At 71.3% G+C, this 26,312-nt stretch carries 30 protein-coding genes and 1 tRNA gene; 23 read left to right on the top strand and 8 right to left on the bottom strand.

Translation table 11 applies throughout. From position 1 onward, the window contains the following. The first annotated feature begins 52 nt into the window (after positions 1–52). The gene (locus tag AB0D08_RS07270) at positions 53–1,045 is read left to right on the top strand and encodes an ADP-ribosylglycohydrolase family protein (protein ID WP_359886773.1); all 993 of its coding nucleotides are present in this window, start codon (positions 53–55) and stop codon (positions 1,043–1,045) included. Positions 1,046–2,209: 1,164 nt separating this feature from the next. On the opposite strand, the gene AB0D08_RS07265 is transcribed toward AB0D08_RS07270, so the two are convergent. Further along, a complete protein-coding gene (locus AB0D08_RS07265) occupies positions 2,210–2,428 on the bottom strand; it encodes a hypothetical protein (protein WP_359886770.1) in 219 nt (72 codons plus the stop codon). A 1,012-nt stretch (positions 2,429–3,440) separates the two neighbouring features. On the opposite strand from AB0D08_RS07265, the gene AB0D08_RS07260 reads away from it, so the two are divergent. Next, the gene (locus tag AB0D08_RS07260) at positions 3,441–4,484 is read left to right on the top strand and encodes a nuclease-related domain-containing protein (protein WP_359886767.1); all 1,044 of its coding nucleotides are present in this window, start codon (positions 3,441–3,443) and stop codon (positions 4,482–4,484) included. 1 nt (position 4,485) lies between these two features. On the opposite strand, the gene AB0D08_RS07255 is transcribed toward AB0D08_RS07260, so the two are convergent. Further along, positions 4,486–4,965, bottom strand: coding sequence for an NUDIX hydrolase (locus tag AB0D08_RS07255; RefSeq protein ID WP_359886805.1), 480 nt, complete (start codon positions 4,963–4,965; stop codon positions 4,486–4,488). A gap of 17 nt (positions 4,966–4,982) precedes the next feature. Between AB0D08_RS07255 and AB0D08_RS07250 the strand changes: the two genes are divergently transcribed. The 14 genes from AB0D08_RS07250 (at position 4,983) to AB0D08_RS07185 (ending at position 13,538) form a co-directional block, all read left to right on the top strand. Beyond that, positions 4,983–5,762, top strand: coding sequence for a GntR family transcriptional regulator (locus AB0D08_RS07250; RefSeq protein WP_359886764.1), 780 nt, complete (start codon positions 4,983–4,985; stop codon positions 5,760–5,762). A gap of 137 nt (positions 5,763–5,899) precedes the next feature. Next, positions 5,900–6,247, top strand: coding sequence for a hypothetical protein (locus AB0D08_RS07245; protein ID WP_359886762.1), 348 nt, complete (start codon positions 5,900–5,902; stop codon positions 6,245–6,247). 20 nt (positions 6,248–6,267) lie between these two features. Then, the gene (locus AB0D08_RS07240; RefSeq protein ID WP_359886804.1) at positions 6,268–7,638 is read left to right on the top strand and encodes an FtsK/SpoIIIE domain-containing protein; all 1,371 of its coding nucleotides are present in this window, start codon (positions 6,268–6,270) and stop codon (positions 7,636–7,638) included. A gap of 83 nt (positions 7,639–7,721) precedes the next feature. Continuing rightward, positions 7,722–7,961, top strand: a complete 240-nt coding sequence (locus tag AB0D08_RS07235) for a hypothetical protein (protein WP_359886760.1) — start codon at positions 7,722–7,724, stop codon at positions 7,959–7,961. A 3-nt stretch (positions 7,962–7,964) separates the two neighbouring features. Further along, on the top strand, positions 7,965–8,663 hold the full coding sequence (locus AB0D08_RS07230; protein ID WP_359886757.1) for a DUF2637 domain-containing protein: 699 nt from the start codon (positions 7,965–7,967) through the stop codon (positions 8,661–8,663). 14 nt (positions 8,664–8,677) lie between these two features. Beyond that, the gene (locus tag AB0D08_RS07225) at positions 8,678–8,869 is read left to right on the top strand and encodes a mobile element transfer protein (RefSeq protein WP_359886754.1); all 192 of its coding nucleotides are present in this window, start codon (positions 8,678–8,680) and stop codon (positions 8,867–8,869) included. Between the two features lie 13 nt (positions 8,870–8,882). Continuing rightward, the gene (locus AB0D08_RS07220; RefSeq protein WP_359886752.1) at positions 8,883–9,086 is read left to right on the top strand and encodes a hypothetical protein; all 204 of its coding nucleotides are present in this window, start codon (positions 8,883–8,885) and stop codon (positions 9,084–9,086) included. Further along, the gene (locus tag AB0D08_RS07215; protein WP_359886749.1) at positions 9,083–9,619 is read left to right on the top strand and encodes a hypothetical protein; all 537 of its coding nucleotides are present in this window, start codon (positions 9,083–9,085) and stop codon (positions 9,617–9,619) included. Before AB0D08_RS07220 ends, AB0D08_RS07215 begins: the two co-directional genes overlap by 4 nt. Positions 9,620–9,696: 77 nt before the next feature. Next, complete coding sequence (locus tag AB0D08_RS07210) at positions 9,697–10,236, top strand: GGDEF domain-containing protein (protein WP_359886746.1); 540 nt, start codon at positions 9,697–9,699, stop codon at positions 10,234–10,236. Positions 10,237–10,334: 98 nt separating this feature from the next. Then, on the top strand, positions 10,335–10,517 hold the full coding sequence (locus AB0D08_RS07205; protein WP_359886801.1) for a hypothetical protein: 183 nt from the start codon (positions 10,335–10,337) through the stop codon (positions 10,515–10,517). Position 10,518: 1 nt separating this feature from the next. After that, positions 10,519–10,689, top strand: coding sequence for a hypothetical protein (locus tag AB0D08_RS07200; protein WP_359886743.1), 171 nt, complete (start codon positions 10,519–10,521; stop codon positions 10,687–10,689). Positions 10,690–10,791: 102 nt separating this feature from the next. Beyond that, positions 10,792–12,168 carry a replication initiator protein RepSA gene (repSA, locus tag AB0D08_RS07195; RefSeq protein WP_359886799.1) on the top strand — a complete coding sequence of 459 codons (1,377 nt, stop codon included), beginning with the start codon at positions 10,792–10,794 and terminating at the stop codon, positions 12,166–12,168. After that, positions 12,165–12,371, top strand: a complete 207-nt coding sequence (locus tag AB0D08_RS07190) for a helix-turn-helix domain-containing protein (RefSeq protein WP_359886740.1) — start codon at positions 12,165–12,167, stop codon at positions 12,369–12,371. Before repSA ends, AB0D08_RS07190 begins: the two co-directional genes overlap by 4 nt. Then, positions 12,372–13,538, top strand: a complete 1,167-nt coding sequence (locus AB0D08_RS07185; protein WP_359886737.1) for a site-specific integrase — start codon at positions 12,372–12,374, stop codon at positions 13,536–13,538. It abuts the gene before it with no gap. Between the two features lie 77 nt (positions 13,539–13,615). Here the strand turns inward: AB0D08_RS07185 and AB0D08_RS07180 are convergent. Continuing rightward, positions 13,616–13,689 (bottom strand) — tRNA-Pro (locus AB0D08_RS07180). 110 nt (positions 13,690–13,799) lie between these two features. Further along, positions 13,800–14,741: a metallophosphoesterase gene (locus AB0D08_RS07175; RefSeq protein ID WP_033817601.1), complete on the bottom strand. Its 942-nt coding sequence runs from the start codon at positions 14,739–14,741 to the stop codon at positions 13,800–13,802. Positions 14,742–14,928: 187 nt separating this feature from the next. Between AB0D08_RS07175 and AB0D08_RS07170 the strand changes: the two genes are divergently transcribed. Next, a complete protein-coding gene (locus AB0D08_RS07170) occupies positions 14,929–15,384 on the top strand; it encodes a GatB/YqeY domain-containing protein (RefSeq protein WP_033817600.1) in 456 nt (151 codons plus the stop codon). 180 nt (positions 15,385–15,564) lie between these two features. Here the strand turns inward: AB0D08_RS07170 and AB0D08_RS07165 are convergent, their stop codons facing one another. Further along, a complete protein-coding gene (locus AB0D08_RS07165; protein WP_359886735.1) occupies positions 15,565–17,826 on the bottom strand; it encodes a transglycosylase domain-containing protein in 2,262 nt (753 codons plus the stop codon). Between the two features lie 400 nt (positions 17,827–18,226). On the opposite strand from AB0D08_RS07165, the gene AB0D08_RS07160 reads away from it, so the two are divergent. Beyond that, a complete protein-coding gene (locus AB0D08_RS07160; RefSeq protein WP_033817598.1) occupies positions 18,227–18,550 on the top strand; it encodes a WhiB family transcriptional regulator in 324 nt (107 codons plus the stop codon). Between the two features lie 234 nt (positions 18,551–18,784). Here AB0D08_RS07160 and AB0D08_RS07155 read toward each other — a convergent pair whose 3' ends face one another. After that, the gene (locus AB0D08_RS07155) at positions 18,785–19,933 is read right to left on the bottom strand and encodes an ArsA family ATPase (RefSeq protein ID WP_033817597.1); all 1,149 of its coding nucleotides are present in this window, start codon (positions 19,931–19,933) and stop codon (positions 18,785–18,787) included. Next, positions 19,930–21,003: an ArsA-related P-loop ATPase gene (locus tag AB0D08_RS07150; protein ID WP_233288859.1), complete on the bottom strand. Its 1,074-nt coding sequence runs from the start codon at positions 21,001–21,003 to the stop codon at positions 19,930–19,932. The genes AB0D08_RS07155 and AB0D08_RS07150 overlap by 4 nt, the downstream gene beginning before the upstream one ends. Positions 21,004–21,163: 160 nt before the next feature. On the opposite strand from AB0D08_RS07150, the gene AB0D08_RS07145 reads away from it, so the two are divergent. The 4 genes from AB0D08_RS07145 (at position 21,164) to AB0D08_RS07130 (ending at position 23,986) form a co-directional block, all read left to right on the top strand. Continuing rightward, on the top strand, positions 21,164–21,322 hold the full coding sequence (locus AB0D08_RS07145) for a DUF4177 domain-containing protein (protein WP_095874066.1): 159 nt from the start codon (positions 21,164–21,166) through the stop codon (positions 21,320–21,322). Continuing rightward, the gene (locus AB0D08_RS07140; RefSeq protein ID WP_033817596.1) at positions 21,322–21,792 is read left to right on the top strand and encodes a RidA family protein; all 471 of its coding nucleotides are present in this window, start codon (positions 21,322–21,324) and stop codon (positions 21,790–21,792) included. Before AB0D08_RS07145 ends, AB0D08_RS07140 begins: the two co-directional genes overlap by 1 nt. A 105-nt stretch (positions 21,793–21,897) precedes the next feature. Beyond that, a complete protein-coding gene (locus AB0D08_RS07135) occupies positions 21,898–22,770 on the top strand; it encodes an NUDIX hydrolase (protein ID WP_199520231.1) in 873 nt (290 codons plus the stop codon). Positions 22,771–23,164: 394 nt separating this feature from the next. Next, a complete protein-coding gene (locus AB0D08_RS07130) occupies positions 23,165–23,986 on the top strand; it encodes an MBL fold metallo-hydrolase (protein WP_033817593.1) in 822 nt (273 codons plus the stop codon). Between the two features lie 165 nt (positions 23,987–24,151). Here the strand turns inward: AB0D08_RS07130 and AB0D08_RS07125 are convergent, their stop codons facing one another. Beyond that, positions 24,152–24,826, bottom strand: coding sequence for a Crp/Fnr family transcriptional regulator (locus tag AB0D08_RS07125; protein ID WP_033818547.1), 675 nt, complete (start codon positions 24,824–24,826; stop codon positions 24,152–24,154). A 598-nt stretch (positions 24,827–25,424) separates the two neighbouring features. Between AB0D08_RS07125 and AB0D08_RS07120 the strand changes: the two genes are divergently transcribed. Beyond that, positions 25,425–26,288, top strand: coding sequence for a sulfurtransferase (locus tag AB0D08_RS07120; RefSeq protein WP_359886731.1), 864 nt, complete (start codon positions 25,425–25,427; stop codon positions 26,286–26,288). Positions 26,289–26,312 lie beyond the last annotated feature (24 nt).

Raw genomic sequence — 26,312 nt, 5'->3', positions numbered from 1 at the left:
GAGCCGAATAACCGGTCGCCGGCTGGCCCGAACTGGGGCACCATGACGGCCGATGACCTTCTCCGACCGTCCCTCCTTCCCTGCGGTCCCCACCGACCCGTGGGCCGCCGCTCACGACAGCCTCAACGGACTCGCCGTCGGCGACGCCTTCGGTGCCCAGCACTTCGTCCCCGAGAACCTCCCCGGCCTGCGGGCCCACCGCCTGCCCCCGGCACCCTGGCCGTGGACCGATGACACCGAGATGGCCTGCTCCGTCCTGCGGGTATCGGCCCGGGACGGGGCGCCCGATCAGGACGGGGCAGCCGATCAGGACGGGGCGGCCGATCAGGACGGGGCACTGGATCAGGACGCGCTCGCACAGTCCTTCGCCCGGCACCACGACTTCGACCGCGGCTACGGACCCGCGATGAACCGGCTGCTGCGCCTGGTACGGCAGGGCGCCTCCTGGCGCGAGCAGGCCGCCGGGCTGTTCGACGGACAGGGGTCCTGGGGCAACGGCGCCGCGATGCGGGTGGCGCCGCTCGGCGCCCTGCTCGCCGACGACCCCGAGCACGCGGCCCGGCAGGCCGCCCGCTCGGCCACGGTGACCCACACCCACCCCGAGGCGGTGGCGGGCGCGGTCGCCGTCGCGGTCGCCGCGGCGGTCGCGGTCGGCGGCCGGACGGCGCCGCTCAGCGGCGGCGAACTGCTGAGCACCGTCACCCGGCTCACTCCCGCGAGCCGGGTCCGCGACGGGGTGTTGGAGGCCTGGGACCTGCTCGACCAGCCGTACGCCGAACTGGCCGCCCACCGGCTCGGCAACGGCCGGCAGGTGAGCGCCGTGGACACCGTGCCGTTCGCCCTGTGGTGCGCGGCCGCCCACCCGACGGACTACGAGGGCGCACTCCAGGCCTGCGCCTCGGTGGGCGGTGACGTCGACACCACCTGCGCCATCGTCGGCGGCATCGTCGCCGCCCGGGTCGGCACGGCCGGCATCCCGCTCGCCTGGCGGGAGTCGACCGAGACCCTCCCGGCCTGGTTCCGCGACGGCGAGGCCGGCCGGTAGGGCGGCGGGGGAGGCGCGCCCCGCCCGGCGGGGCCGCGGGCCCGCATGCGGGCACAACGACAGAGGGCCCGTCAGATCTCTCTGACGGGCCCTCTGCACTGGGTCGGGGTGGCGGGATTTGAACCCACGGCCTCTTCGTCCCGAAGCAACCCGGGCGCCCACACGACGTGGGGGACAAGCATCGCTGACCTGCGCGAATAGTCCCCGAACGTCCCTGAGCGTCCGCCAAAGTACGGCACCGTTGTAGCGCAGTTAGACACTCAGCACACGCCGACGCCTGCCGGGGAACTTGCGGCTCCTGGCACCAGCTCGCTGCTAGGCACGGGACCCGGGGTGCGGACAGGGTTGTCTGCTACGGTCTTGCCGCCGTCCTCGCCGATTGGATTAGCGCCTTCCGGCGACCGAACTACTCTGGCGCCATAAGAATTACCGTCGCGTCAACGTTGTTACCTTGGACGCCAGCGACCGAGTATTCGAAACTGGCGGGCACCTGGACGTCGAGCGAATCACTCCCAATAAAGGGATCATCCCAGTGGAGTGAAAACTTTCCAGCGCTTGAATGGTAGGTGGCAGAGCCTTCCGTTCCTGTGCCTGTTCCGTCTGATTCGCTCTGCCAGGTCACCGACCTTCCGGACGGTATAGTCCCGGGCGGAGCCAGATTTCCGTCGTGGCTCCATATGCCATGCGAGAGGCTCGCCCCCTCAAATCGCAATTCTTCGCCGGTAAGGTTCCGGCATCGGATCAGGAATGATCGAGCAGGCATTCCTTTCGCCTCCTTCGGTATCTAGTTAACCCAGCCCACGCATCGGATGTGTGTGACATTTGCGTGTCAGTGTCCCCTCACTCCCTTCAATTGGGTTGAGTGGGACGTCGGTGCGCCCATCAATTGTCCGGCGCGATCTCCAGCTGGCCAAAAGGGAGGAATGGCCAGGCCCTCCCGTGGGGTAGTTGTGCCCCCGCGCTCCGCTAGGTGGTGTCTTACATGGCCTGAGTGGTGCGTGCGGAAAAGCAGGTTGGCGCGGCGGAAATGGGGCCCACGGCCGCGTGTTGGATTCCTGCAACCCCCGTATGCCAGTTGACATTACGGCGGCATACTGGTTTCAGTGGAGCACTTTCTGGGGTGGTGTCAGGTTGCAGAAGAAATCGGCGGTAATGCGGGTCGGATCAGCTATCTGGCGGCATAAGAACAACTGTTGCGTCAATATTGTTGCCTTGGACTCCGGCGACCGAGTATTCGAAACCGGCGGGCACCTGGACGTCGAGCGAATCACTTCCAATAAAGGGATCATCCCAGTGGAGTGAAAACGATCCCGCGCTTGATTGGTAGGTGGCAAAGCCTTCCGTTCCTGTGAGTGTTCCGCTTGACTCACTCTGCCAGGTCACCGATCTTCCGGGCGGTATCGTCCCGGGTGGGGCCAGATTTCCACCGTGGCTCCATATTCCATGCGAGAGGCCCCATTCTCCACGTTGCAATTCATCTCCGGTAAGGTTCCGGCATCGGATCAGGAATGATCGAGCAGGCATTTCCTCGCCTCCGTGGTGCTTGTTGAATCGTGCATCAGATGTATGCGATATTTTCTTGATGGCATCCCCTGGCTCCCCCCAGCGGGGTTGCAGCGGGACGTCAGTGCTCCCATCAATTGTCCGGCGCGATCTCCGGCTGGCCAAGAGGGAGGAATGCCTCGGCCCAACGGGGTAGTTCTGCCCTGCGCTGCGGGAGGGACGATTCGGTCAAGACTTTCGAACGTCTGGGCCCGTCGGCTCCTGGCCGAACGGGCATGCAAGGGTGGTGGAGCGGTTTTGGCCGGTGTCCTGTCTGGTCTGGGTCCGAGCATGATCGGGGGGCCGTAAGCTGTTGCGACTCGGTCAGGGCTCTTTGGGCCTGACCGCAATTTGGCCGAGTGGCCCCCCGGTCTTGCTCGGTGCGGGTCCCGGTCCGGGCAGGTGGGTAAAACCGTGGAGCCGCCCGCCCCAGCCCCGGTGGGGTTGGTTCTGACCTGTCTTCCTGGTCCGCTGCCGTGGCCGGGGAGGGTGTCAGTCTGGACCTTGTCCGTTTCCGCCCCGGCCTTAGCTTTCCGCCCATCGGGCGCGGCCGGTCGACGGCGAAGCCCCAGCCGGGGCGAAGACAGGAGGCGGGGCGCGCGCCGGCGGACGGCCGGCGCCGCCGCGCGCAGCGCGGCACCCCGAACCTTGTGTGAGGCTGCTTACCAGTCAGTTCAGGAGGCCGGGAATCTTCGCCGGTATCTCCGATGCCGCCGTGATGTGCCTTGCCCCTCCGGCTCCGCCGACCCTCGCCCGCGCCGCGGCACGCGGCGCCTTGATTAAGTAGCGAAACTCGTAACAACCTCCTCCCATCTCCCTCCCTCCTCCTCCCCGCCGGGCGCTGGCGCCGGGCTTGGCTGATCGCGTTCTTGTCAGGGACTGGGCTCCCATGCTGATCTCGTGTCAGGGCCAGCGCAGAGGGGGAAGCGTGCAGGAACTGACGGTCAAGCCGTGGCGGGTGCCCGGGAAGGACCGGCTATACGTCAACCTGGCCGGCGTCCGCGGGAAGAGCGTCGCTTGGCTGGACTGCCTGACCGGGGTCGTCGACATCACCGACGATGCCTTCGAGACTGCTGCGATGGCGAAGATCAGAGAATGGGTCAGCTCGTGCGGGCGCCCGATCCCGCCGCTGACAATCGCACCGCGACATGGGGCACCCTCGTCCGTGAAGCGCCCTCCGAAGCCGCCAGCCTCGCCGCCTTCCCCTCCGCCGCCGACCAGGCCGCCGACGTCGATTCCGCCGCTGGCACCGCTGTCCGACGCTGACGATCTCGCCCGGAACCTCCCTGGCACCGGCGTGCAGAGCATGATCCGAGCAGAAGAGAGCCGACAGAACTGGTTGGTCAGAGCCGCGGTGAAGCTGACCCGTTCGAACCTCGCCCGCCCGGAGTTGGTCACCGGCCTCCACGGTGAACAGCTCGTCGGCAACCTGCTGAACGGCCTCCGGGGATCCGGCTGGTACGTGTTGCACGGGGTGCCGCTGCCGAGCGGGGCGGACATCGACCACGTGGTCATCGGGCCGCCGGGCGTGTTCACCGTCAACACCAAGCACCACCCCGACGCCTCCGTCTGGGTGGGCGACAAGCGGGTCACGGTCAACCGGAACAGCTACCCGTACATCGAGAACGCGGAGTTCGAGGCACGGCGAACGGCCGCACTGCTGGCCCGGTGGTGCGGCTTCGACGTGCCGGTTCAGCCGGTGGTGGCGGTCGTGGGAGCACGGAAGCTGATCCACAACGGGCAGTCGGCGGTGAACGTGCTCGCCGGTGAGCAGATCGCCGCGGAGCTTGCGGCTCGGCCTCCGGTGCTGGCGCCCGCCCGGGTCGATGCGGTCTTCACCGTGGCCCGCCGCCGGAGCGTCTGGGCTCAGGTGGGGCGTCGGACCCCGCGCTCCTGAGTCAGCCGGCGGCCTGGTCGCCGATCCACTGCCGGCCGTCATGGGTGCGGATGCTCGGGGCTGCCTCGTCGCGGAGTGCGTCGAGCATGCGCACGGCGTAGACCTCGCCCATCCGGTCGGACACCTCGGCCGGGGTCAGCCAGTCGACCGCGGTCGACTCGTCGGACAGCTGCTCGGTCCCGCCCTCGGGGTGGCAGCGGAAGACCAGGGCGACGACTCCGCGGGTCACGTTCTTGTACACGCCGGTGAGCCGTTCGACGCTGACCTTGAGCCCGGTCTCCTCGAAGATCTCGCGGCGGACGCCGTCCTCGACGGTCTCGGTCAGTTCGAGCACGCCGCCGGGCGGCTCCCAGGTCCCGTTGTCGGCTCGCCGGATCGCCAGGACCCGTCCGTCCTCGCGCACGACAGCGCCAGCCACCGACACGGAGTGGAGCGGCGTTGACTGGGGCTTCGGGGCGCTGTTACTCATGTACAGGAGAATAGGAGCCCTGAAGGACTATGGCGAGTGATGACGTGGCCTCTTCGGCCAAGGCGAAGTATCTGCAGATTGCCGATGATCTCGCCGCACAGATCAAGTCGGGTGCTCTCGCCCCTGGCTCCGCGGTACCCAGTGAGACCGAGCTGATGCAGCGGTACTCCGTCGCCTCCGGCACGGTGCGTAAGGCCATCGCGGAGCTTCGGACCTCGCAGCTGATCGAGACGCACCACGGCCGCGGGTCCTTCGTCCGCTCCCGTCCCCCGGTGCAGCGCAAGTCCTCGGACCGCTTCCGCCGGGCCCACCGGAACGCCGGCAAGGCCGCGTACCTCGCTGAGGCGGAGGTGTCCGGCGGGACGCCATCCGTCACCGTGCTGTTCGTCGGGCCGACCGAGGCGCCCGCGGAGATCGCCGACCGGTTGAGCGTCCGGGCCGGCACTCAGGTACTCGCCCGCAAGAGGCGGTACTTCCGTGACGGGGTCCCGACCGAGGAAGCCACCTCCTACCTGCCGTGGGACGTGGTCAAGGACATCCCCGAGATGTTCGCGGAGAACCCGGGCGGCGGCGGGATCTACGCCCGGCTGGAGGAGCGCGGCTACCAGCTCGCCGAGTTCACCGAGACCGTACGGGCCCGCCTGGCGACGAAGCCCGAGACCGCCGCGCTCGCGCTGAGCCCGGGGTCACCTGTGATCCATCTCGTCCGCGACGCGATCACCTCGGAAGGCCGCGTGGTGGAGGTCTGTGACACCGTCATGGCCGCTGACCAGTTCGTTCTCGACTACCGCTTCGCCGCCAAGGACTGACGGACGCTCATCCCACTCGACCCGCCGCAAGATTCTTTCTCGCGGCGGGTTGACTCATGTATAGGAGTCGGGCACTCTTCTACTCATCACTCCTGTACATGAGTGCAGGAGTAAGCCTCATCTAGAGGAGAGCAGCCATGGCTGTGTTCAAGGTCGACACCTCCACCGCCTTCGTCTTCGTGGCCGTTCCGCCGGTGCTCAAGGTGGCGAACCGTCAGACCGGCGAGATCGCCACCGACCGGGAGACCGGCGCCAGGATGATGACCGTCGGGCTGACGATCGCCGATGAGGGCGAGGCCAACCTGTACACCGTCTCCGTCCCGGAGACCGGTATCTCCGACGGGCTCGGCATCGGTATGCCGGTCGCGGTGACCGGGCTCAAGGCGCGCGACTGGGAGAACGAGTTCAACGGCCAGAAGCGGCACGGAATCTCGTTCCGCGCGGCCGCGGTGACCTCGCTCGTCCCGGTCACGGCTCAGGGCTGACCGCCGTGTCGGGGGGTCTGATGCTGGCCGAGCTCGGCGGCTCGCTCGCTGCGGTCGCCGGTGGTGCCGCGTACGCCCGGGCCAAGGCTCCGGCCGTGTTCTGGTCGACGGTCGGTCTGCCCGTGACGGCCATGCGGTTCTCGACCACGTACGGCAGCACGATGGACGCGTGCGGATTGACGGTCGCTCCGTCGCGGCTTCGGGTGCTGGTCACCCGGGCCACGACCCGGCGGGAGATCCGCCCGGTGCCGCCGCGGATCCGCCGGGTCCGGCCGACCACGACCGGCCTTCGGGTCCGGCTCCGGCTGGCGCCCGGGCAGGAACCGGCCGACGTCGCGGCCTCGGCCGAGCGGCTGCGGCACGCCTGGGGCGTCCACGCCGTCCACGTCGCCGAGATCAAGCCCGGCGTCGTCGAGCTGCGGATGACGGGCTTCGACGTCCTGCGGAAGGTCCGGATGCCGCGCCGAACGCCGTCCGGTCACCTGGTGGTGCCCGTGGCCATGCGGGAGGACGGCACGGCGTACACCCGGGACTACCGGGCGGTGCCGCACTGCATGACGCTCGGCGCGACGCTGACCGGCAAGTCGGTGTACCTGCGCAACCTGATCACCCAGCTCGCCCGGCAGGACGTGGCGCTCGTGGGGATCGACTGCAAGCGGGGAGTCGAACAGGCCCCGTTCGCCCCGCGGCTGTCCGCGCTCGCCACCGATCCGGACATGGCCCGGGCACTGCTGGACGCACTGGTCCGCGAGATGGAGGACCGGTACGACCTGATCCGCCAGTACCAGGGGATCACCCGGGCGGTCCCGGCCGAAGAGATCGCCTCGGACATCTGGGGCCTGCCGGCGAAGCTGCGGCCGGTGCCCGTCGTGGTGATCGTGGACGAGGTCGCGGAGCTGTTCCTGGTCCCCACCCGCAAGGAGGAGGAACGGCGCGACCACATGGTCACGCAGCTGATCCGCCTCGCCCAGCTCGGCCGGGCCGCCGGGATGTTCATGGAGATCTGCGGCCAACGGTTCGGGGCCGAGCTCGGCCGGGGCGCGACCATGCTCCGTGCCCAGCTAACCGGCCGCGTCGTCCACCGCGTCAACGACAAGCCGACCGCCGAAATGGGCCTCGCCGACATCTCGCCCGAAGCCGTACTCACCGCAACGCAGATCGCCCCCGACATGCCGGGCACCGCCGTGGCCGGTGACACCTCCGGCGGCTGGTCCCGGATCCGGACACCGAACCTGTCCCTCGCCGACGCTGCCGCGATCTGCCAGCAGACGGCGCACCTCGTGCCCGCCGTGGCGACGTTGGCCGCCTTCCGCCCGGTGGTACCGGCGGCCGTCATCCCGCCCAAGCCCTCGATGCCGCCCCGGTTCTCCGCGAACCCGGCCACCGAGTAGGAGTCCGCCCTCCGGCCGGCGCGGCCGCCCCGCGCCAAGTCCCTACCCCCGCCATGCCCGAACTGGATCCGAGAGGACCCGAAATGACCGCGTCCATGTCCTTCTCCGCCGACGGTGAGTCCCGGGTGAGCTGCCACGACTACCGCGAGGAGCGCACCCCGATTCTGGCCATCTGGGGCGGCGGTGTGCACCTGACGCTCTCCGCCCGCGAGACGACCTCGCTGCCCGACCACCTCGCCTTCGCCCGATCCCTGGTGCGGGAGACCGCCGCCTACCTGGCCGCGCTGGAGCACTTCGCCGCCACCCAGGTGAAGGCCGACTGACCGATGCGCCTGCCCCGCCCGGACGCCGTCCTGATCCAGGCGGCCATCGCCGGAGCCCTGTCCTTCGCCCACCTTCACGACATCGCCGAAGCGGCGGGGCAGCACGGATGGAAGGCGTGGGCCTACCCGGTCTCCGTCGATCTGCTCCTGGTCGCCGCCTGGCGCCGGATGCGGATCCTCCGCGCCGCCGGTCACCCGGCCCGGTCGGCCTGGACGTGGTTCGGCATCGCCCTCACCGCCTCGCTCGGCGCCAACGTCGCCACCGCCGGACTCCTCGACCTGGTCGACGTCCCGGCCTGGCTGCGGATCCTCGTGGCCGGCTGGCCCGCGCTCGCCTTCTTCGGCGGGACGCTCCTCGCCCACGGCCCCGCCGGCCACGGCGAGCCCGCCGACGAGGAAGCCGACCTCCCGCTCTACGAAGCCACCGCCGAGCCGGTCGACCAGGCCGCCGCCGGATCCGTTCCCGTCCCCGAGCCCGTTCCCGAGCTCATCGCCGCACCGGAACCGCTGCCCGCCCTGCCGACCGTGACCACCCCGGCTCCGCCTGCCGTGGCCGTGCCCGCCGCCCTGATCGACCACGCCCGCAAGGTCGCCGACGACCACCGGACCCGTACCGGCCGGCCGATCGACACCGACACCCTCCGGGCCCGCCTGGGCGTCCCGCCGCACTTCGCCGACGCCATCGCCGCACAACTCACCTGACAGGAGGTCATTCCATGCCCCGCCCGATCCGCCCCCGCAACGTCGTCCGCCTCGGTCCCGTCCAGGTCGCCACCTACTACGACGGCCGCGGCCGCGAGAGGCACACCGCGGTCTGCACCGCCCCGCGCTGCGGCTTCTCCGCCGAGTACACCGGCCGCGCCGCCGCCGAGATCGCCGCCCGCACCCACCGCTGCACCGTCCGCTGACAGGAGATCGACCGTGACCATCACCCTGCCCCTGGTCCTCGTGCTCGGCATCGTCACCTGGGCCGTCGTCCGCTTCCTCGGCATCCGCCTCTGGGTGGCCGTCGTGATCGGGCTCTTCGGCTTCTACCTCGCCCACTCCTTCCTCGCCCCGGTCATCGACGGGACCACCCGCACCGGTGTCCAGGTCGTCAACGGCACCCAGCAGGACCGGCCGTGACCACCGCCGTCCTGGCCTGGGGGCCGCTCGCGCTCACCCCTGAGGGTTCCGCCCTCGTCGCCGAGATCGAGGCGTACCTTGCCACGATCCCCGCCGCGGCCCGGCCCACCGTGCCGTACGTCTGCCCGCTCGGCAGCACCCTCCAGCCCTGGAACGCCGGTCACCCGCTCCGTCGGCCGACGCTCCTCGACCGGCTCGCCCAGCGTCCGGCCCGGGCCGTACCGGTGACCGTCGCCGACCACCTGCGGCTCGCCTCGCGCTACATCTCGGCCTTCGGCTGGACGCAGGGAGCGCTCTGGGACACCGCCGGCCGGGTCTGCCTGCTCGGCGCCCAAGCCGCCGTGCTGGCCAACGGCTACGGACTCCCGGAGACCGTCGTCCGGGCCCGGATCCAGGTGATGGAAGTCCTCCACGCCACCGGCCGCCCCGTCGCCTCCCCGGACGTCTACAACGACGCCCCGACGACCCGGCAGGCCGACGTGCACCACCTTCTCGACCGGGCGTCCGCCCGCGCACTGTCCCTCGGCATCTGACCGGTCCCGGGGCGGCCGAGCCGCCAAGCATCCCGCCGCCCCGGAGCTCCGCAACCCGCTCCGGAAGGACTCGCACCATGGACCTCGCCCCGCTCCTGGCCGCCGGCGTCCCGATCCTCGGCTGGACCACCCACAGCACCTGGCTCGCCCGCCGCCTGGCCACCGCCCGCCGCGACCCGCTCACCGGACTGCTCACCCGCGACGGCTTCACCGCCCGGGCCGAGCGGCTGATCCGCTCCCACCCCGACCGCGTCACGGTCCTGCTCATCGACCTGGACGACTTCAAGACCGTCAACGACACCCACGGCCACGCCGCCGGGGACACCGTCCTGTCGGCCACCGCGCGCCGGATCACCGACTGGTGCGGCACTCACGGCCTGGCCGCCCGCCTCGGCGGCGACGAGTTCGCCGCGGTCGTCCTCGACTCGGCCGACCGGCTCCCGGCGCTGTACGCCGCGCTTCACGAACCTGTCCCGCACGGCGTCCTGCTGCTCGACGTCGGCGCGTCCGTCGGCGCGTCGCACCCCGCGGCCCTGCTGCTGACCGAAGCGCTGTCCGCCGCCGACCGCGCCATGTACGCCCAGAAGCCCGACGGCCGGACCTCCCGCCGTCGCTGAAAGACCGATCCCCGGGCCGGCAAAAGCCGCCAAGCATCCCACCGGCCCGGGAACCGCAACCCCTCCACGAACCGAAGCCCACGAAGGAGACCTTCATGATGCCCCAGCACGCCCACACCCCGGGCCGGATCTGCCCCGACTGCGACGGCTTCGCCCGCGCCGCCATCGCCACCGGCACCCGCCTGCGCGACGGGTCCCGCGCCACCGTCCTGGTCAACTGCCGGGCCTGCCGCGGCCTCGGCCTCACCCTGCGCCCGCTGGCCACCGCCAAGGCCGCCTGAGATGGCCCTCCTCGACTGGCGCGACTCCCGCCACTGGGACAACAAGCCCGCCCCCTGCGGCGTCTGCGAGCAGCCCACCAACCTCCGCTCGGACCGCGGCAAGCCCGCCCACAAGGTCTGCGCCGAGACCTGGACCGAGCAGCACGCCAAGCCTGCGCCCGACCAGTCCTGACCGCCCTGCCCCGGAGCCGTGCCCACCGCCCGGCTCCGGGGCCTCTGTTGGAGGGATAGACCCGTGCCCCGCACCACCACCCCGCCGCAGGACCTGGACCGTCTGGCAGTCGCGGACCTCGGTCGGCTCGCTGCCCGGGGTGACCTGCCCCGGCTCCAGGACCAGATCCTCCGCACCGGCGGCTGCTCGAACCCGATCCATCTCAAGGGGTTCCGCAGCCTGATCCACACGCCGACCGGCAACGTCCTGCACCGGTACTCGACCGAGCACGAACCCGGCCACCGGCTCAAGGTCGCCTGCGGTAACCGCCGGGCCTCCCGCTGCACCTCGTGCGCCCGCACCTACTCGGCCGACACCTTCCACCTGATCCGCGCCGGCCTCGCCGGGGACGAGACCAAGGGGATCCCCACCACCGTCCGCGAACACCCCCGCGTCTTCGCCACCCTCACCGCGCCGTCGTTCGGCCCGGTCCACAACCGCCCGGACACCGGCCGTTGCCGCTGCGGCACCGACCACCCCGACGGCTCACCGGTCCTCGGCACGCCCCTCGACCCGGACACGTACGACTACGCGCACGCCGTGCTGTGGAACAACCACGCACCCGACCTGTGGCGCCGCTTCACGATCTACCTCTTCCGGGTGATGGCCAAGATGGCCGGGCTCTACCAGTGGGAGTTCAAGGAGCAGGCGAAGATCTCGTTCGGCAAGGTCGCCGAGTACCAGCGCCGGGGCGCCGTCCACTTCCACGCCGTGATCCGCATCGACGGCCCGGCCGGTCCCGACTCCCCGCCGCCGTCCTGGGCCTCGGTCGCTCTGCTGGACGACGCGATCCGCGCGGCAGCCCGCCGAGCCGGTGTCCCGATCCCGGCCGTCGGCCACCTTCCCGCCCGCGTCCTCGACTGGGGCAAGCAGGTGGACGTCCGGCCCATCGGCGCCTTCGGCTCCGGCGAGATCTCCGAACAGGCCGTCGCCTCCTACGTCGCCAAGTACGCCACCAAGAGCGCGGAGACGACCGAGACCGTCGACCGCCGGATCCTGGAGCGCCAGGAACTGGACCGGCACGACCTCCCCGGCCACACCCGCCGCCTGATCGAAACCTGCTGGGACCTCGATCCGCTCTACCCGGACCGGCTGCTCGCCCACTGGTCCCACATGCTCGGCTTCCGCGGCCACTTCTCCAGCAAGTCCCCGACCTACTCGACCACCCTCGGCGCGCTCCGCCAGGTCCGGGCCGACTTCCGCGCCGATGAGGCCCGCCGCGCTCTGCGCGAACGCCTCCTGGAAGCCGGCTTCCCCGACCTGGACGAGCTTTCGAACACCGACACCTTCGTCCTCGCCCACTGGGCCTTCGCCGGTGCCGGCAACTCCCCGGGCGAATCCCTGCTCGCCGCGACCATCGCCCGCGAACTGCACGAACGCCGCACCACCGACCGACAGGAACTGCTCGCCCAGCTAGCCGCCGAAGAGAGGCAACAGTGACCACTGCTACCGCGGGCGCGCCGCCCCTGCTCTACCGGGTGGCGGACGCCATGAATGCCCTGAGCATGAGCCGGACTGTCATCTACGACCTGATCCGCACCGGACGCCTCCGCACGGTCAAGGAAGGCCGTTCGCGGCTCATCCCGGCGTCCGCCATCGCTGACTACGTCGCGCTCCTGGAGCGCGAAGCAAGGGGGAGCTGAGTGACCACCCGCCGCAGCAGGGGAGACGGCGGCCTCCACTGGGACGAGAAGCGTCAGCGCTGGATCGCCACTGCCAACCTGGGCTACGACCCGAGCGGTAAGCGCATCGTGAAGCGCGGCAGCGGCAAGACCAAGACCGAGGCCAAGAACAAGCTCAAGGAGGTCCTGCGGGACCACGAGGACGGCCTTGCCATCGCACCGACCAACTACACCGTGGGGAACGCGGTGAACGACTGGCTGACCTACGGCCTCGCTGGCCGGGACCCGCGCACCATCGACACCGCCTCGGTCCTCTGCCGACTGCATGTGGTCCCTGCGCTCGGCGCCCGCAAGCTCCGGGACCTCAGTGCGGAGGACGTCGATCGCTGGCTGGCTGCCAAGGCCAAGACGCTGAGCACCCGCACCCTCCAGGGCCTCCACTCCTGCCTGAACCGGGCCGTGAAGCGCGCCATGGCCCGCGACAAGGTGAAGCGCAACGTGGTGGAGCTGTGCTCCGTCCCGACCGGCCAGCCGGGACGGCCGTCCAAGGCACTGACGTTTGCTCAGGCCGAGGCGGTGCTCAAGGCGGCCGAGAAGACCGGCATGCACGCCTACATCGTGGTCTCCCTCCTCACCGGGGCACGGACCGAGGAACTGCGAGCGCTGACCTGGGACCACGTCTTCCTCAAGGGCCAGCCCGAGACGACTCCGCCGATCCCGCCGTACATGGCCGTCTGGCGCTCGGTCCGTGCGGGCGGGGACACCAAGACCCGGAAGTCCCGGCGCACCCTCGCCCTCCCGGCCCGGTGTGTGGAGGCGCTCTGGGATCACTGGGTCGACCAGGGCTGGGACCGCCTGGCGGCCGGCGACAAGTGGGAAGAGAACAACTTCGTCTTCCACTCCGCCGTCGGCAACGAACTCGACCCGTCCCACGTCCGACGCGCCTTCCGCGCCGCCATCACCAAGGCGGAGGGCGTCACCGCGGCGGACTGGACTCCGCGTGAGCTACGACACAGCTTCGTGTCCCTGCTCTCGGACAGCGGCGTGCCCCTGGAGGAGATCTCCCGCCTGGTAGGCCATTCGAGTACCGCGGTCACCGAGGAGGTCTACCGGAAGCAGATCCGCCCGGTGATCCAGACCGGGGCAACTGTCATGGACGAGCTCTTCAAGCGCGCCCCTGAGGGGTAGTCACGCAGTTGGACACGCACAACGAGGAAGGGCCCTACCGGATTTCTCCGGCAGGGCCCTTACCTGCAACTACTGGGTCGGGGTGGCGGGATTTGAACCCACGGCCTCTTCGTCCCGAACGAAGCGCGCTACCAAGCTGCGCCACACCCCGGTCCTGCTGTTGTTGCTTCCGTCTCCGGCGCAACGAGTAGAACTCTACCGGACGCGCGCCGAGAGACGAAATCCGATTCCCTGGAGGGCGTCCTCGCAGGTCGGCGGGGGTCAGCGACGGGGTGTGAGGGTGAGCAGGGTGGCCTCGGGCGGGCAGGCGAAGCGGACCGGGGTGTAGCGGTTGGTGCCGCAGCCCGCCGAGACGTGCAGGTACGAGCGGTGGCCGCCGGCCTGGTGGGTGGACAGGCCCTTGACCCGGCCGGTGTCCAGGTCGCAGTTGGTGACCAGGGCGCCGTAGAAGGGGATGCAGAGCTGGCCGCCGTGGGTGTGGCCCGCCAGTATCAGCGGGTACCGGTCGGCGGCGAAGGCGTCCAGCACGCGCAGGTACGGGGCGTGCACCACGGCGAGCGAGAGGTCGGCGTCGGGGGACGGGCCGCCGGCCACCTTCTCGTAGCGGTCGTGCCGGATGTGCGGGTCGTCCAGGCCGGTGAACTCGACGTCCAGCCCGGCCAGGGTGAGCCGGCCGCGGGTGTTGGTGAGGTTCAGCCAGCCGGCCTCGTCGAAGCCGTCGCGCAGCTTCTGCCACGGGTTGTGGACGGCGCCGGTGATGCCGCGGCGCCCGGTGCCGTCCGGGTTGTTGAGCCCGTGGATGCCGCTGCGCAGGGCGCTCAGGTAGCGGGTCGGGCTCTTGCGGGCCGGGCCGTAGTAGTCGTTGGAGCCGAAGACGTAGACGCCCGGGAACTCCATCAGCGGGCCGAGCGCGTCCAGGGTGGCGGGCACGCCGAGCGGGTCGGAGAGGTTGTCGCCGGTGTTGACCACCAGGTCGGGCCGCAGGCCGGCCAGGCTCTGCAGCCAGCGCTGCTTCTTGCCCTGCCCGGAGACCATGTGGATGTCGGAGATCTGGAGCACCCGGATCGGCCGCGCGCCGCGCGGCAGGATCGGGACCTCGACCCGGCGCAGCCGGAACGAGCGGACCTCGTACCCGGCGGAGTAGGCGAGGCAGGCGGCGCCGGTGGCGGCGATTCCGAGCGGGACGGAGTACAGCGGTCGCATCGGTCCATGCTCTCAGACAGTGGATCAACCGCCGAACGCGCAGGTGGTCACCGCTCTGCCGAGCGAGCCGCGGAGTCCGGCGCCGGGCTCCGCGGGGTGCCCGTGGGGTGGCCATCGCTGCGGACCTTTTCCCGGCCGGGGGCTTAATGGGGAGCGCCGGACCTGGGCGGATGCCACACTCGTCGGCATGACAACGCTTAAGCAGCAGCTGCAGGAGGACCTGACGGCTGCGATCAGGGCCCGGGACGAGCTGCGCTCCTCCACCATCCGGCTGACGCTGTCGGCGGTCACCGCGGAGGAGGTGTCCGGCAAGTCGAAGCGCGAGCTCTCCGACAGCGAGGTGCTCAAGGTCGTGGTCCGGGAGGCGAAGAAGCGCCGGGAGGCCGCCGAGGCCTTCGAGCAGGCCGGCCGCACCGAGTCGGCCGCCCGTGAGCGGGCCGAGGGCGAGGTGCTGGCGCAGTACCTGCCGCAGCAGCTCTCGGACGAGGAGCTGACCGCGATCGTCGCCGCGGCGGTGGCCGAGAGCGGGGCCACCGGGCCGCAGGCGATGGGCGCGGTGATGAAGCTGGTCCGTCCGAAGGTCGGCGACCGCGCCGAGGGCGGCCGGGTGGCCGCCGCGATCAAGGCCGCGCTGGCGGGCTGACCGGCAGCCGCCGTACCCGGCGCCGAGGCGCCACACAGGTCGCACAGGTCGCACAGGTCGCACAGGTCGCGCCCGCCGCACAGGTCGCACCGGCCGCGCACCGCAAACGCCCGAGGGCGGCTCCCGGACTCCGGGAGCCGCCCTCGGGCGTTGTTCAGGTCACACCGTGGGGGACGGCGGTCAGTGGCGGCGGCCACCGGTGGCACCGCCGTTGTTGCCGCCGTTCCCGTTCCCGCCACCGCCGTTGACGAGGCCGCCGTCGGTGCCGAAGATCGGCGGGAAGGTGAAGCCGCCGTTGGTGCCGGCCGTGGTGGCCGCGTCACCCGAGGGCGGCGAGGCACCGTCGGTCGGCGGGGTGACCGGGGTCTGCGGCACCGGGATGTTGACGGTGTGGAAGGTGGACTTCGCGGTGCCGTCCAGCGCGTCGTTCATCGCCAGCTGCCAGATCGGGCCGGGGCCGTCGGCGCCGTAGACGGCGCTGAAGTACTTGCCGCCGATCTTGATGTTCTTCATCGAGACGTTGCCGGTGGTGCCGCCGAGCCACACCGAGGTGGACAGCTCCGGGGTGAAGCCGGTGAACCAGGCCGCGTACCGGTTGTCGGTGGTACCGGTCTTGCCGGCGATCTGGCGGCCGCCGTCGAGGCCGAGCGAGGAGCCGGTGCCCTTCTCGGTCACGCCGAGCAGCAGGGTGGTGACGCCGTCCGCGGTGGACTGGGACATCACCTGGTTGCAGTTGGCCTTCGGCACGTCCAGCTTCTTGCCGTCCGCCGCGACCATCGAGGTGATCGCGATCGGGGTGCAGTACATGCCGCGCGCGGCGAAGGTGGCGTAGACGTTGGCCATGGTCAGCGGGGAGACCTCCTGGGTGCCGAGCACCATCGAGGGGACCTGCTCCATCGGCTTGCCGTTGGCCTTGTTGCGGATGCCGAGCTTGTCCGCCATCTGCTTCATCGGGCAGAGGCCGACCTGCTGCTCCATCTGCACGAAGTAGGTGTTGACCGACTTCGCCATGGCGTCCTTCATGGAGAACGGCCCGATCTCGCTGGCCGACTCGTTCTCGACCGTGGCGGGCTTGCGGGTGTCGTTCTTCCAGGTGCCCTCGCAGGTGCTCATGGACGGGTAGTCCATGTCGTGCGGGGACGGGAACTCCTGGGTGATCGGCACGCCCGACTCCAGGGCGGCCGCGGCCAGGATCGGCTTGAAGGTCGAGCCGGGGGAGAAGCCGTTGCCGCCGCCCATCGCGGCGTCGACGTTGTAGTTGAGGACGGTCTGGTTCTGCTTGCCGTCCAGGCCGTACGGCCGGGTCTGCGCCATCGCGAGGATCTCACCGGTGCCCGGCTTGACCATGGTGGCCGCGGCCGAGACCGCGTCGGTCACGTAGACCTTCTTGGTCACCGCGTTGAACGCGGCGGCCTGCTTGTCCGGGTCGATGGTGGTGTAGATCTTCAGGCCGCCCTGGCTCCACAGCTTCTGCCGGTCGGTGGCGGTCTTGCCGAACACCGGGTCCTGCTTGACCACCCGGCGGACGTAGTCGCAGAAGAAGCCCATGCCCGCCTGCGCGGTGATGCAGCCGTTCAGCGGCTCGTTGTACTTGATCCCCAGCGGCGCGTCGGTGGCGGCCTTCGCCTCCTCCGGGGTGATGTGCTTGAACTCCAGCAGCTTGCCGATCACGGTGTTGCGCCGGGTCTGGGCCGCCTGCGGGTGCAGCACCGGGTCGTACGCCGTCGGGTTCTGCACCAGGCCGGCCAGCATGGCGGCCTCGGGGATGGTCAGGTCCTTGGCGCTCTTGCTGAAGTAGCGGTTGGACGCCGCCTCGATGCCGTACGCCTGGTGACCGTAGAAGGTGATGTTGAGGTAGTTGGTGAGGATCTGATCCTTGGTCAGGTCCTCCTCCAGCTTGATGGCGTACTTCAGTTCCTGGATCTTGCGGCCCAGGCTCTTCTTGGTCGCCTCCAGGAACGCCGCCTGGTCGTCGCCGGCCTGCTCGACGAAGACGTTCTTCACGTACTGCTGGGTCAGCGTGGAGGCACCCTGGGTCGCGGAACCGGCCTCGGCGTTCTTGGTGGCGGCGCGCAGCACGCCCTTGAGGTCGACCGCGCCGTGCTCGTAGAACCGGGCGTCCTCGATGTCCACCTGCGCCTTGCGCATGATCGGTGCCATCTGGTCCGCGGTGAGGATGGTGCGGTCCCGGTCGTACACCTTGGCGATCAGCCCGCCCTTGGCGTCGTAGATGGACGACGCCTGGGAGAGGGTGGGGGTCTTGAAGTCGGCGGGGATGCTGTCGAAGCTGTCGGCCGTGTCCTTGGCCGTGAGCCCGAGCGCGCCGACCGCCGGCAGGGCCATGCCGGCGACCAGTACGCCGGCCAGCACGCTGCCGCCCAGGAACTTGATCCCGAGGCTCGCCTTTCCGAGCGCTGATCCCGTGGTTCGCTGAGGTGCCATGGGAGAACCCTACGTGCCGGATTCCCCTCCATGGGGGCAGGTGTTCGCCTACGCTTGTCACAAAGCTGCGACAGCTTCGCTCTGTTCATCATCATCACTCGTGTGAGTGATGAGCTTTGCCCGATTTGGCATCATTTGCGGTCGGATGCACCTCGGCGTGTCTCCATATTTGGACACGGAGTGTGACGATAGCGCCTCTGGGAGTGTCGGCAAGGCCTACGACCTGCGATCACTCCAACGAGTGAGGTGTTGGGTACCCATAGTCCGATTGGGTCATTTGAGATTGAGCCCGAAGGGGCTGTTGCGGAGTCCAGTTCTTCCGTAACGTCCTCAACTGGCAACGGTGAATATGCCGTTGCCGCCGTGGGGGAGCCCCGAATCGGGAGAGGACGGCGCCAGCATGGGCTGGGTAGACGACTGGAGCGCACAGGCGGCCTGCCGCACGAGCGATCCGGATGAATTGTTCGTTCAGGGGGCCGCGCAGAATCGCGCCAAGGCGGTGTGCAGCGGGTGTCCCGTCCGCACCGAGTGCCTGGCCGACGCGCTCGACAACCGGGTCGAATTCGGTGTCTGGGGAGGAATGACCGAGCGGGAGCGCCGCGCACTGCTCCGCCGCCGGCCGACGGTGGGCTCCTGGCGGAGGCTGCTGGAGACGGCGCGGACGGAGTACGAGGAGTCGCTGGCCACCGGCGTGATCCTGCGGGACTACGCGCAGGCGGGCTGACATCCTCCGGTTCGAGGAGTCCGGGGATTTCTCGAACCTCGCGGATGCAGCGCAGCTGACGGGCAGTCGGCAGGTGTGCGGGAGCAGTCGGCCCGGTGCACCAGAGGGGGTCTGCTGCCCGAGCCGCTCATCCGAACATCCAGGCCCGTCCGGGCATCCGGGTCCATCCCGGTCCTCGATCGGCCGTCCACAGGTACTCGCGCTGCGCCGTGCCCGCCACCGGGGCCACGGCGCTCATGCGTGCTGCGCGTTGAGGCGTTCGCCGACGGTCCGCAGGCCGGCCAGGTCGTGCACGTCACCGGCGAGTGCGGGCACCTCGACCATCGGAACGTCGGGGTAGACCGAGACGAAACGGTCCCGGGTGCGCCGCTCCCGGCCCATGATCTGCATCCGTTCGGCGTGCAGCCGCAGCAGGCCCGCGGCCAGCGTCTCGGCCTGCACGGTGGCGGTCTGCGAACCGTTCTCCTCCAGTGCCTCCGCGGCGGCCAGCGCCCGTTCCGCGGTGAGCTGGGCGGCGCCGGTGGAGTGCACCCGGTTGAGCACCAGCCCGGCCAGCGGCATCTCGTCCGCGGCCAGCCGGTCGACGAAGTACGCCGCCTCGCGCAGCGCGTCCCGCTCCGGCGCGGCGACCACCAGGAACGCCGTGCCCGGCGCCTTGAGCAGCTGGTAGGTCCGGTCGGCCCGCTCGCGGAAGCCGCCGAACATCGAGTCCATCGCGCTGACGAAGGTCTGGATGTCGGTCAGCAGCTGGGCGCCGAAGATCTTGCCCAGGGTGCCGGTCAGCAGGCCCATCCCGACGTTGAGGAACTTCATCGCGCTCCGGCCGCCGACCTTGGCCGGGGCGGTGAGCAGCCGGATCACCCGGCCGTCGAGGAAGGACCCGAGCCGCCCGGGGGCGTCCAGGAAGTCCAGGGCGGAGCGGGACGGCGGGGTGTCCACCACGATCAGGTCCCACTGATCGGCCGCCCGCAGCTGGCCGAGCTTCTCCATCGCCATGTACTCCTGGGTGCCGGCGAAACCGGCGGACAGCGACTGGTAGAAGGGGTTCTCCAGGATCGCCTTGGCGCGCTCCGGGTCGGCGTGGGCCAGCACGACCTCGTCGAAGGTCCGCTTCATGTCGAGCATCATCGCCTGCAGCTCGCCGGGGCCCTCGACGCCCTTGACCACCCGGGGGGTGTTGTCGAGCTCGGTCAGGCCCATCGACTGGGCGAGCCGCCGGGCCGGGTCGATGGTCAGCACCACGGCCTTGCGGCCGCGCTCGGCGGCCCGCAGCCCGATCGCCGCGGCCGTGGTGGTCTTGCCGACGCCACCCGAACCGCAGCACACCACGATCCGGGTCGCCGGATCGTCGATCAGCGCGTCGATCTCCAGCCGCGTGGTCATGCCGCCCCCTGCCGCTTGAGTTCGCCCGCGAGCCGGTACAGCCCGCCCAGGTCCACGCCTTCGCCGAGCAGCGGCAGCTCGTACGTCGGCACCTTCAGCTGCTGCAGGTCGGCCCGCTGCTCCCGTTCCAGCTCGACCCGCTCGGCGTGCTCCCTGGCCTGCTCCAGCAGCGGGTCGATCAGCGGCTCGACGGCCGCCCGGATGGTCTCCGGCTTCCGCGAGCGCCCGCCGAGGCCGGCCTCGCCCAGCGCCTGGGCGACCTCCTCGCGGTGGTCGCCGTGCACCGCCTCCACCGCGGCCGCGTCCAGCAGCGGCGGGCGGACCATGTTCACCATGACCCCGCCGAGCGGCAGTTGCGCCTCGCGCAGTTCGCCGATCCCGTCGACCGTCTCCTGCACCGGCATCTCCTCCAGCAGGGTCACGAAGTGGACGGCGGTCTCCGGGGACTTCAGCACCCGCATCACGGCCTGCGCCTGATTGTGTATCGGCCCGAACCTGGCCAGCCCGGCGACCTCGGAGTTGACGTTCAGGAAGCGGGTGATCCGGCCGGTCGGCGGGGCGTCCATGACGATCGCGTCGTACGCCCGGCGGCCGTCCGGGCCCTTGCGCCGGGCCGCCTCGCAGGCCTTGCCGGTGAGCAGGACGTCGCGGACGCCCGGCGCGACCGTGGTGGCGAAGTCCACGAAGCCGACCTTCTGCAGGGCCTTGCCGGCCCGGCCGAGCTTGTAGAACATCTCCAGGTACTCCAGCAGCGCCTGCTCGGTGTCGATCGCCAGCGCGTACAGCTCGCCCTGCTTGGCGCCCGGCTCGGCCGGCAGCCCCAGCCTGGCCCGGCCGACGGTGGCGACCTTGCGCTCCTCGTAGGGCAGCGCGGCGATGCCGAACAGCTCGGCGATGCCCTGCCGGCCCTCCACCTCGATCAGCAGGGTCCGGCCGCCCTCGGCGGCCAGCGCCAGCGCGAGCGCGGCCGCCAGCGTGGTCTTCCCGGTGCCGCCCTTGCCGCTGACGACATGCAGGCGCACGCCCTCCCAGTCCGGGCCGCGCTCCTCGGGGCCGGGGGTGCTCGCCACGCTCCGTCTCCGTCCGTCCGTCGACCGGCACCGCCTGGTGCCCTCCCCGTGAGCGTAACCAGCGAGCGCGGCCGATGGCGGGAGCATCCCGACGGCCGCCGGGATTGACCGCCCCGCTGTGTCCCACCTCACACCGTGGCGGACGGCTAGAGTCAGCGCCATGACCAAGTGGGAATACGTCACCGTGCCGCTGCTCGTGCACGCCACCAAGCAGATCCTGGACACCTGGGGCGAGGACGGCTGGGAGCTCGTCCAGGTGGTGCCGGGTCCTAACAACCCGGAGCAGCTGGTTGCCTACCTGAAGCGGGAGAAGAGCTGATGAGCAAGGTCGAGGAGAGGCTGGCCGAGCTCGGGCTCACCCTGCCCGGGGTCGCGGCGCCGGTCGCCGCGTACGTGCCGGCCGTCCGGTCGGGCGACCACGTGCTGACCTCCGGCCAGCTGCCGATGGTGGCGGGCAAGCTGGAGATCACCGGCAAGGTGGGCGCCGAGGTCACCGCCGAGGAGGCCAAGCGGCTCGCGCAGATCTGCGCGCTCAACGCGCTGGCCGCCGTGAAGTCGGTGATCGGCGACCTGGACCGGATCGAGCAGGTCGTGAAGGTGGTCGGCTTCGTGGCCTCCGCCCCCGACTTCACCGGCCAGCCCGGTGTGATCAACGGCGCCAGCGAGCTGCTGGGCGAGGCGCTCGGCGCGGCCGGCGTGCACGCCCGCAGCGCCGTCGGCGTGGCGGTGCTCCCGCTGGACGCCCCGGTCGAGATCGAGATCCAGGTCCGGGTCCGCGCCGAGGGCTGATCCGCCCCACCGGCGGTCCTGCCTGCCGGAAGGTGTGCCCGCTCCTGCGCGCGGGGTCGGGGTCGGGTCTGTCCAATCCCGGCCCCGCGCGTCTAGCATCCGCTCATGGATCATCGAGCAGGGTCGCTCCCGATGCCGCCGTCCTGGCCGGCCCGGATTCGCGCGCTCGCGTCCGGCGAACTGACGCCGGTCGCGCCGAAGCCGTCCGCCACCGTGGTGCTGCTGCGCGACGCACAGCCCGGTACGGACGCCGGACCGCAGGCGTACCTGCTGCGCCGGCGCACCTCGATGGCCTTCGCCGGCGGCATGTACGCCTATCCCGGCGGCGGGGTGGACCCGAGGGACGCCGAGGCGGAACTGCGCTGGGCCGGGCCCTCGCCCGCCGAGTGGGCCGAGCGGCTGGGCGTGGACGCCCGCGCGGCCAAGGCCGTGGTCTGCGCGGCGGTCCGGGAGACGTTCGAGGAGGCCGGCGTGCTGCTGGCCGGCCCCGACGCCGACACCATGGCCGAACCCAGGGACTGGAGCGCCGAGCGGGCTGCGCTGGAGGCGCACGAGCTGTCGTTCGGCGAGTTCCTCGGCAAGCACGGTCTGGTGCTGCGCAGTGACCTGCTGGCGGCCTGGGCGCGGTGGACCACCCCCGCCTTCGAGGAACGCCGCTTCGACACCTGGTTCTTCGTCGCCGCCCTGCCGCCCGGGCAGCAGGCGGCCGACCGCGTCGGCGAGGCCGACCGGGTCGCCTGGCTGTCTCCCGCGGACGCGGTCGAGGGCTACCGGGCGGGCCGGTTCGGGATGCTGCCGCCCACCGTGACCGTGCTCCGCGAGCTGCTGCCGGCCCGTACGGCGGCCGAGGCACTGACGTTGGCGGCGCAGCGGACGATCACCCCGGTGCTCGGTACGGCCGAGGTCGCGGGCGATCGTATGACAGTGCGATGGTCTGGGTATGAAGAGCTGACCATCGACGGAGAGTTCCCGGCGTAGCGGCGCCGGGACAAGGGAAGGGGCCCGGCGCAGCGGCGCCGGGACAAGGGAAAGCGGCCCGGCGCAGCGGCGCCGGGACAGCAGTAGGGCCCCGGCGCAGCGCGGCCGGGACCATGTACGAGCGGCCCGGCGTAGTCGCGCCGGGGCATTTGGACCGTGCCCGGATCAGAGACCGGGTCAGCACACGGAAGGAAACTCGGCCGATGACTCACAACGACGTGGCTCGCCGGACGGCGCACGACCTGCCCGCCCGAAGCCTGACGCCCCGCCTCCGGTCCGGCGGCGCCACCACCCACGACGTTTACGCGCCCAGGGCGCTGACGCGTCGGCTTCCGGCGCGCAGCCTGACCCGGTACAGCGCGGACGTGGATCGCAGCGGAACCGAGGGCGGCCGGTGAGCGGTCTCCTCCCGGGTGACCCCGCCGCCACCGTCGGTGGCGGGGGCACCCCCCGGGCGCTGTGCGTGCTGGCGCCCAACCCCTCGCCGATGACGCTGGACGGCACCAACACCTGGCTGCTGTCCGAACCGGGTTCCGCGCTGGCCGCGGTGATCGACCCGGGTCCGCTGGACGAGGGGCATCTGCGGCGCGTCGTCGAGACCGCCGAACGGCAGGGGCAGCGGATCGGGCTGACCCTGCTGACCCACGGTCACCACGACCACGCCGAGGGCGCCGCGCGCTTCGCCGAGCTGACCGGCAGCAAGGTGCTGGCGCTCGACCCGGCGCACCGGCTCGGCGACGAGGGACTGCACCACGGCCAGGTGCTCGACATCGGGGGACTGGAGCTGCGGGTGGTCGGCACCCCCGGGCACACCTCCGACTCGCTGACCTTCCATCTGCCCGCCGACGGCGCCATCCTGACCGGCGACACCGTCCTCGGCCGCGGCACCACCATGGTCGCCCACCCCGACGGGCGCCTCGGCGACTACCTCGACTCGCTGCGTCGCCTGCACACCATGGCCGCCGAGCACGGCGTGCGTACCGTGCTGCCCGGCCACGGGCCGGTGCTGGCCGACGCGCTCGGCGCCGTCGACTACTACCTGGCGCACCGGGCCAACCGGCTGGCGCAGGTCGAGACGGCCGTGGAGGCCGGCTGCCGGACCGCCGCCGAGGTGGTCGCCCGGGTGTACGCGGACGTGGACCCGGCGCTGTGGCCGGCCGCGGAACTCTCGGTGCGCGCCCAGCTCAGCTACCTGGAGGACCGCGGGCTGATCTGAGCCCGCCGCCCGGCCGCCGCCCCGCCCGGGCGCCCGCCCGCCGCCGCTCGGCGTCGCCCGGCGACCGGGAACGCCGAAGGGCCCGCGGGAGTCGTCCCACGGGCCCTCGGCAGGTACAGCGTTCCCGGCGCGGTGCGCCCGGCGTTCCCGGTGCGCCGGCCGGCGTCAGCGCGAGCGGCGCGACAGCCGCTCGACGTCCATCAGCACCACCGCGCGCGCCTCCAGCTTGAGCCAGCCGCGGCCCGCGAAGTCGGCCAGCGCCTTGTTGACCGTCTCGCGGGAGGCGCCGACCAGCTGGGCGAGTTCCTCCTGGGTGAGGTCGTGCGCGACGTGGATGCCCTCGTCGGACGGCACCCCGAAGCGGCGGGAGAGGTCGAGCAGCGCCTTGGCGACACGGCCGGGGACATCGGAGAAGACCAGGTCCGACATCACGTCGTTGGTGCGGCGCAGTCGACGGGCGATGGCGCGCAGCAGCGCGATCGAGACCTCGGGCCGGGCGTGCAGCAGCGGCAGCAGGTCGCCGTGGCCGAGGCCGAGCAGCTTGACCTCGGTCAGTGCGGTGGCGGTGGCGGTGCGCGGGCCCGGGTCGAACAGCGACAGCTCGCCGATCATCTCGCTGGGGCCGAGCACGGCGAGCATGTTCTCGCGGCCGTCGGGCGATGCGCGGTGCAGCTTCACCTTGCCCTCGACCACGACGTAGAGCCGGTCGCCCGGGTCGCCCTCGTGGAACAGCGACTCACCGCGGGCGAGGGTCACCTCGGTCATGGAAGCCCGCAGCTCGGCAGCCTGGTCGTCGTCGAGAGCCGCAAAGAGCGCGGCGCGCCGCAGAACGTCGTCCACGAGCTTCCTCCTGCTGGTGTCTGGGCAGTGCTACTCACCACCAAGGATGACGCATGTCACTCCGATCATATGAGGAGGGGGTGACCTGCTGGACACCGTACGGGGCCATTTGTACCCATCCGTGCGGCCCGGACCTCCGCCGGACACCCGCCGACGGCCTGCCGGGCCGCCCTGCACGGCGGGCCGGAGGACGGGCCGCACGGGCCCGGCCCGGTGCCGTCGGGCCTCCCGGGGAGCCGATACCCGGATCCGCCGCCCGGAGCCACCGCAGCGCCCACCGGCTCCGGGTGGCCCCCGTGACCGGGCCCGAGCCGCCGGCAGCCGCGGTCGTGCGTACCCGCCCGCACCCGCCCGTACCCGAGATCGCCCGTCGTTTCCCGGCAGCCGCCACCGACGGCATCGGCCGGGGCCGACCTGTGTGCTGCCCGGTCGCCTCTCCCCGGTGCTCCGGAGCCTGGCCGCGGACGTCCCCGCGTCGACCGCGTGCGCCGTTCACGGGTACGCGCCGGCGTGCCACTGAGCCGGGCCCACTCGGACCGACGACCGGTCAGGCGGGGGAGGATGTGGTCGCCAACCCGTCCACCGAGGAGGCCGCACGATGAGTTCCCCGAGTTCCCCGAGTTCCCCGAGTTCCCTGCCCGTCCCGGGCCCCCTGGTCGACGTCGACTGGCTGGCCGAGCACCTGGACCACCCCGACCTGGTGGTCCTCGACGCGGGTGTCGGTGCCCACCGCGACGCCGAACTGCGGATCCCCGGCGCGCTGGCCTTCGACATCGACGGCGTGATGTCCGACCACACCAGCCCCGTACCGCACACCATGCCCGGGCCCGGCCACCTCACCGCGCACCTGCGCGCGCTCGGGATCGACGACCGCAGCACCGTCGTCGCCTACGACGGTGCCGGTGTCTACTCCAGCGCCCGGGCCTGGTGGATGCTGCGCGCGATGGGCTTCGACCGGGCCGCCGTGCTGGACGGCGGCCTGCCGGCCTGGACCGCGGCCGGGCACTCCGTGGTGCCCCGGGCCGCCGAACAACAGGCCTCTCCCGTAGGCGACTTCACTGCCAGCCCGCGCCCGGAACTCATCGTCGACAGTGCCGCGGTCCTGCGGGCACTCGCCGACGACGGCGCGGCGGTTGTCGACGCCCGCTCCCGTGAACGGTTCACCGGTGCGGCCGCCGAGCCCCGCCCGGGCCTGCGCGGCGGCCACATGCCCGGCGCGGCGAACCTGCCGTTCACCGACCTCCAGACGGACGGCCGGATGCGCCCGGCCGAGGAGCTGCGCCCGATGTTCGCCGCCGCGGCCGACGGGCGTGAACGGCTGGTTTTCAGCTGCGGTTCGGGTGTCACGGCCTGCGTCCTCGCCCTCGGCGCCGACCTGGCGGGCTACCGCGACCTCGCGGTCTACGACGGTTCGTGGAGCGAGTGGGGCCTGCCCTCCGCGCTTCCGGTGGAGCAGGGCTGACGACCCGCCCGCCGCCGCCCCGTC

The sequence above is a fragment of the Kitasatospora sp. NPDC048540 genome (assembly GCF_040651175.1).
Classification (GTDB): domain Bacteria; phylum Actinomycetota; class Actinomycetes; order Streptomycetales; family Streptomycetaceae; genus Kitasatospora.
Note: the sequence above shows the minus strand (reverse complement) of the source record. Positions and strands in the feature narration are given on the sequence as shown.

Coding starts and splice junctions, on each gene's coding strand:
- AB0D08_RS07145 (WP_095874066.1), top strand. CDS start 21,164: ATGACCAAGTGGGAATACGTCACCGTGCCGCTGCTCGTGCACGCCACC.
- AB0D08_RS07205 (WP_359886801.1), top strand. CDS start 10,335: ATGCCCCAGCACGCCCACACCCCGGGCCGGATCTGCCCCGACTGCGAC.
- AB0D08_RS07245 (WP_359886762.1), top strand. CDS start 5,900: ATGGCTGTGTTCAAGGTCGACACCTCCACCGCCTTCGTCTTCGTGGCC.
- AB0D08_RS07120 (WP_359886731.1), top strand. CDS start 25,425: ATGAGTTCCCCGAGTTCCCCGAGTTCCCCGAGTTCCCTGCCCGTCCCG.
- AB0D08_RS07270 (WP_359886773.1), top strand. CDS start 53: ATGACCTTCTCCGACCGTCCCTCCTTCCCTGCGGTCCCCACCGACCCG.
- AB0D08_RS07175 (WP_033817601.1), bottom strand. CDS start 14,741: ATGCGACCGCTGTACTCCGTCCCGCTCGGAATCGCCGCCACCGGCGCC.
- AB0D08_RS07240 (WP_359886804.1), top strand. CDS start 6,268: ATGCTGGCCGAGCTCGGCGGCTCGCTCGCTGCGGTCGCCGGTGGTGCC.
- AB0D08_RS07135 (WP_199520231.1), top strand. CDS start 21,898: ATGGATCATCGAGCAGGGTCGCTCCCGATGCCGCCGTCCTGGCCGGCC.
- AB0D08_RS07250 (WP_359886764.1), top strand. CDS start 4,983: ATGGCGAGTGATGACGTGGCCTCTTCGGCCAAGGCGAAGTATCTGCAG.
- AB0D08_RS07210 (WP_359886746.1), top strand. CDS start 9,697: ATGGACCTCGCCCCGCTCCTGGCCGCCGGCGTCCCGATCCTCGGCTGG.
- AB0D08_RS07170 (WP_033817600.1), top strand. CDS start 14,929: ATGACAACGCTTAAGCAGCAGCTGCAGGAGGACCTGACGGCTGCGATC.
- AB0D08_RS07225 (WP_359886754.1), top strand. CDS start 8,678: ATGCCCCGCCCGATCCGCCCCCGCAACGTCGTCCGCCTCGGTCCCGTC.
- AB0D08_RS07230 (WP_359886757.1), top strand. CDS start 7,965: ATGCGCCTGCCCCGCCCGGACGCCGTCCTGATCCAGGCGGCCATCGCC.
- AB0D08_RS07165 (WP_359886735.1), bottom strand. CDS start 17,826: ATGGCACCTCAGCGAACCACGGGATCAGCGCTCGGAAAGGCGAGCCTC.
- AB0D08_RS07235 (WP_359886760.1), top strand. CDS start 7,722: ATGACCGCGTCCATGTCCTTCTCCGCCGACGGTGAGTCCCGGGTGAGC.
- AB0D08_RS07155 (WP_033817597.1), bottom strand. CDS start 19,933: ATGACCACGCGGCTGGAGATCGACGCGCTGATCGACGATCCGGCGACC.
- AB0D08_RS07160 (WP_033817598.1), top strand. CDS start 18,227: ATGGGCTGGGTAGACGACTGGAGCGCACAGGCGGCCTGCCGCACGAGC.
- AB0D08_RS07140 (WP_033817596.1), top strand. CDS start 21,322: ATGAGCAAGGTCGAGGAGAGGCTGGCCGAGCTCGGGCTCACCCTGCCC.
- AB0D08_RS07200 (WP_359886743.1), top strand. CDS start 10,519: ATGGCCCTCCTCGACTGGCGCGACTCCCGCCACTGGGACAACAAGCCC.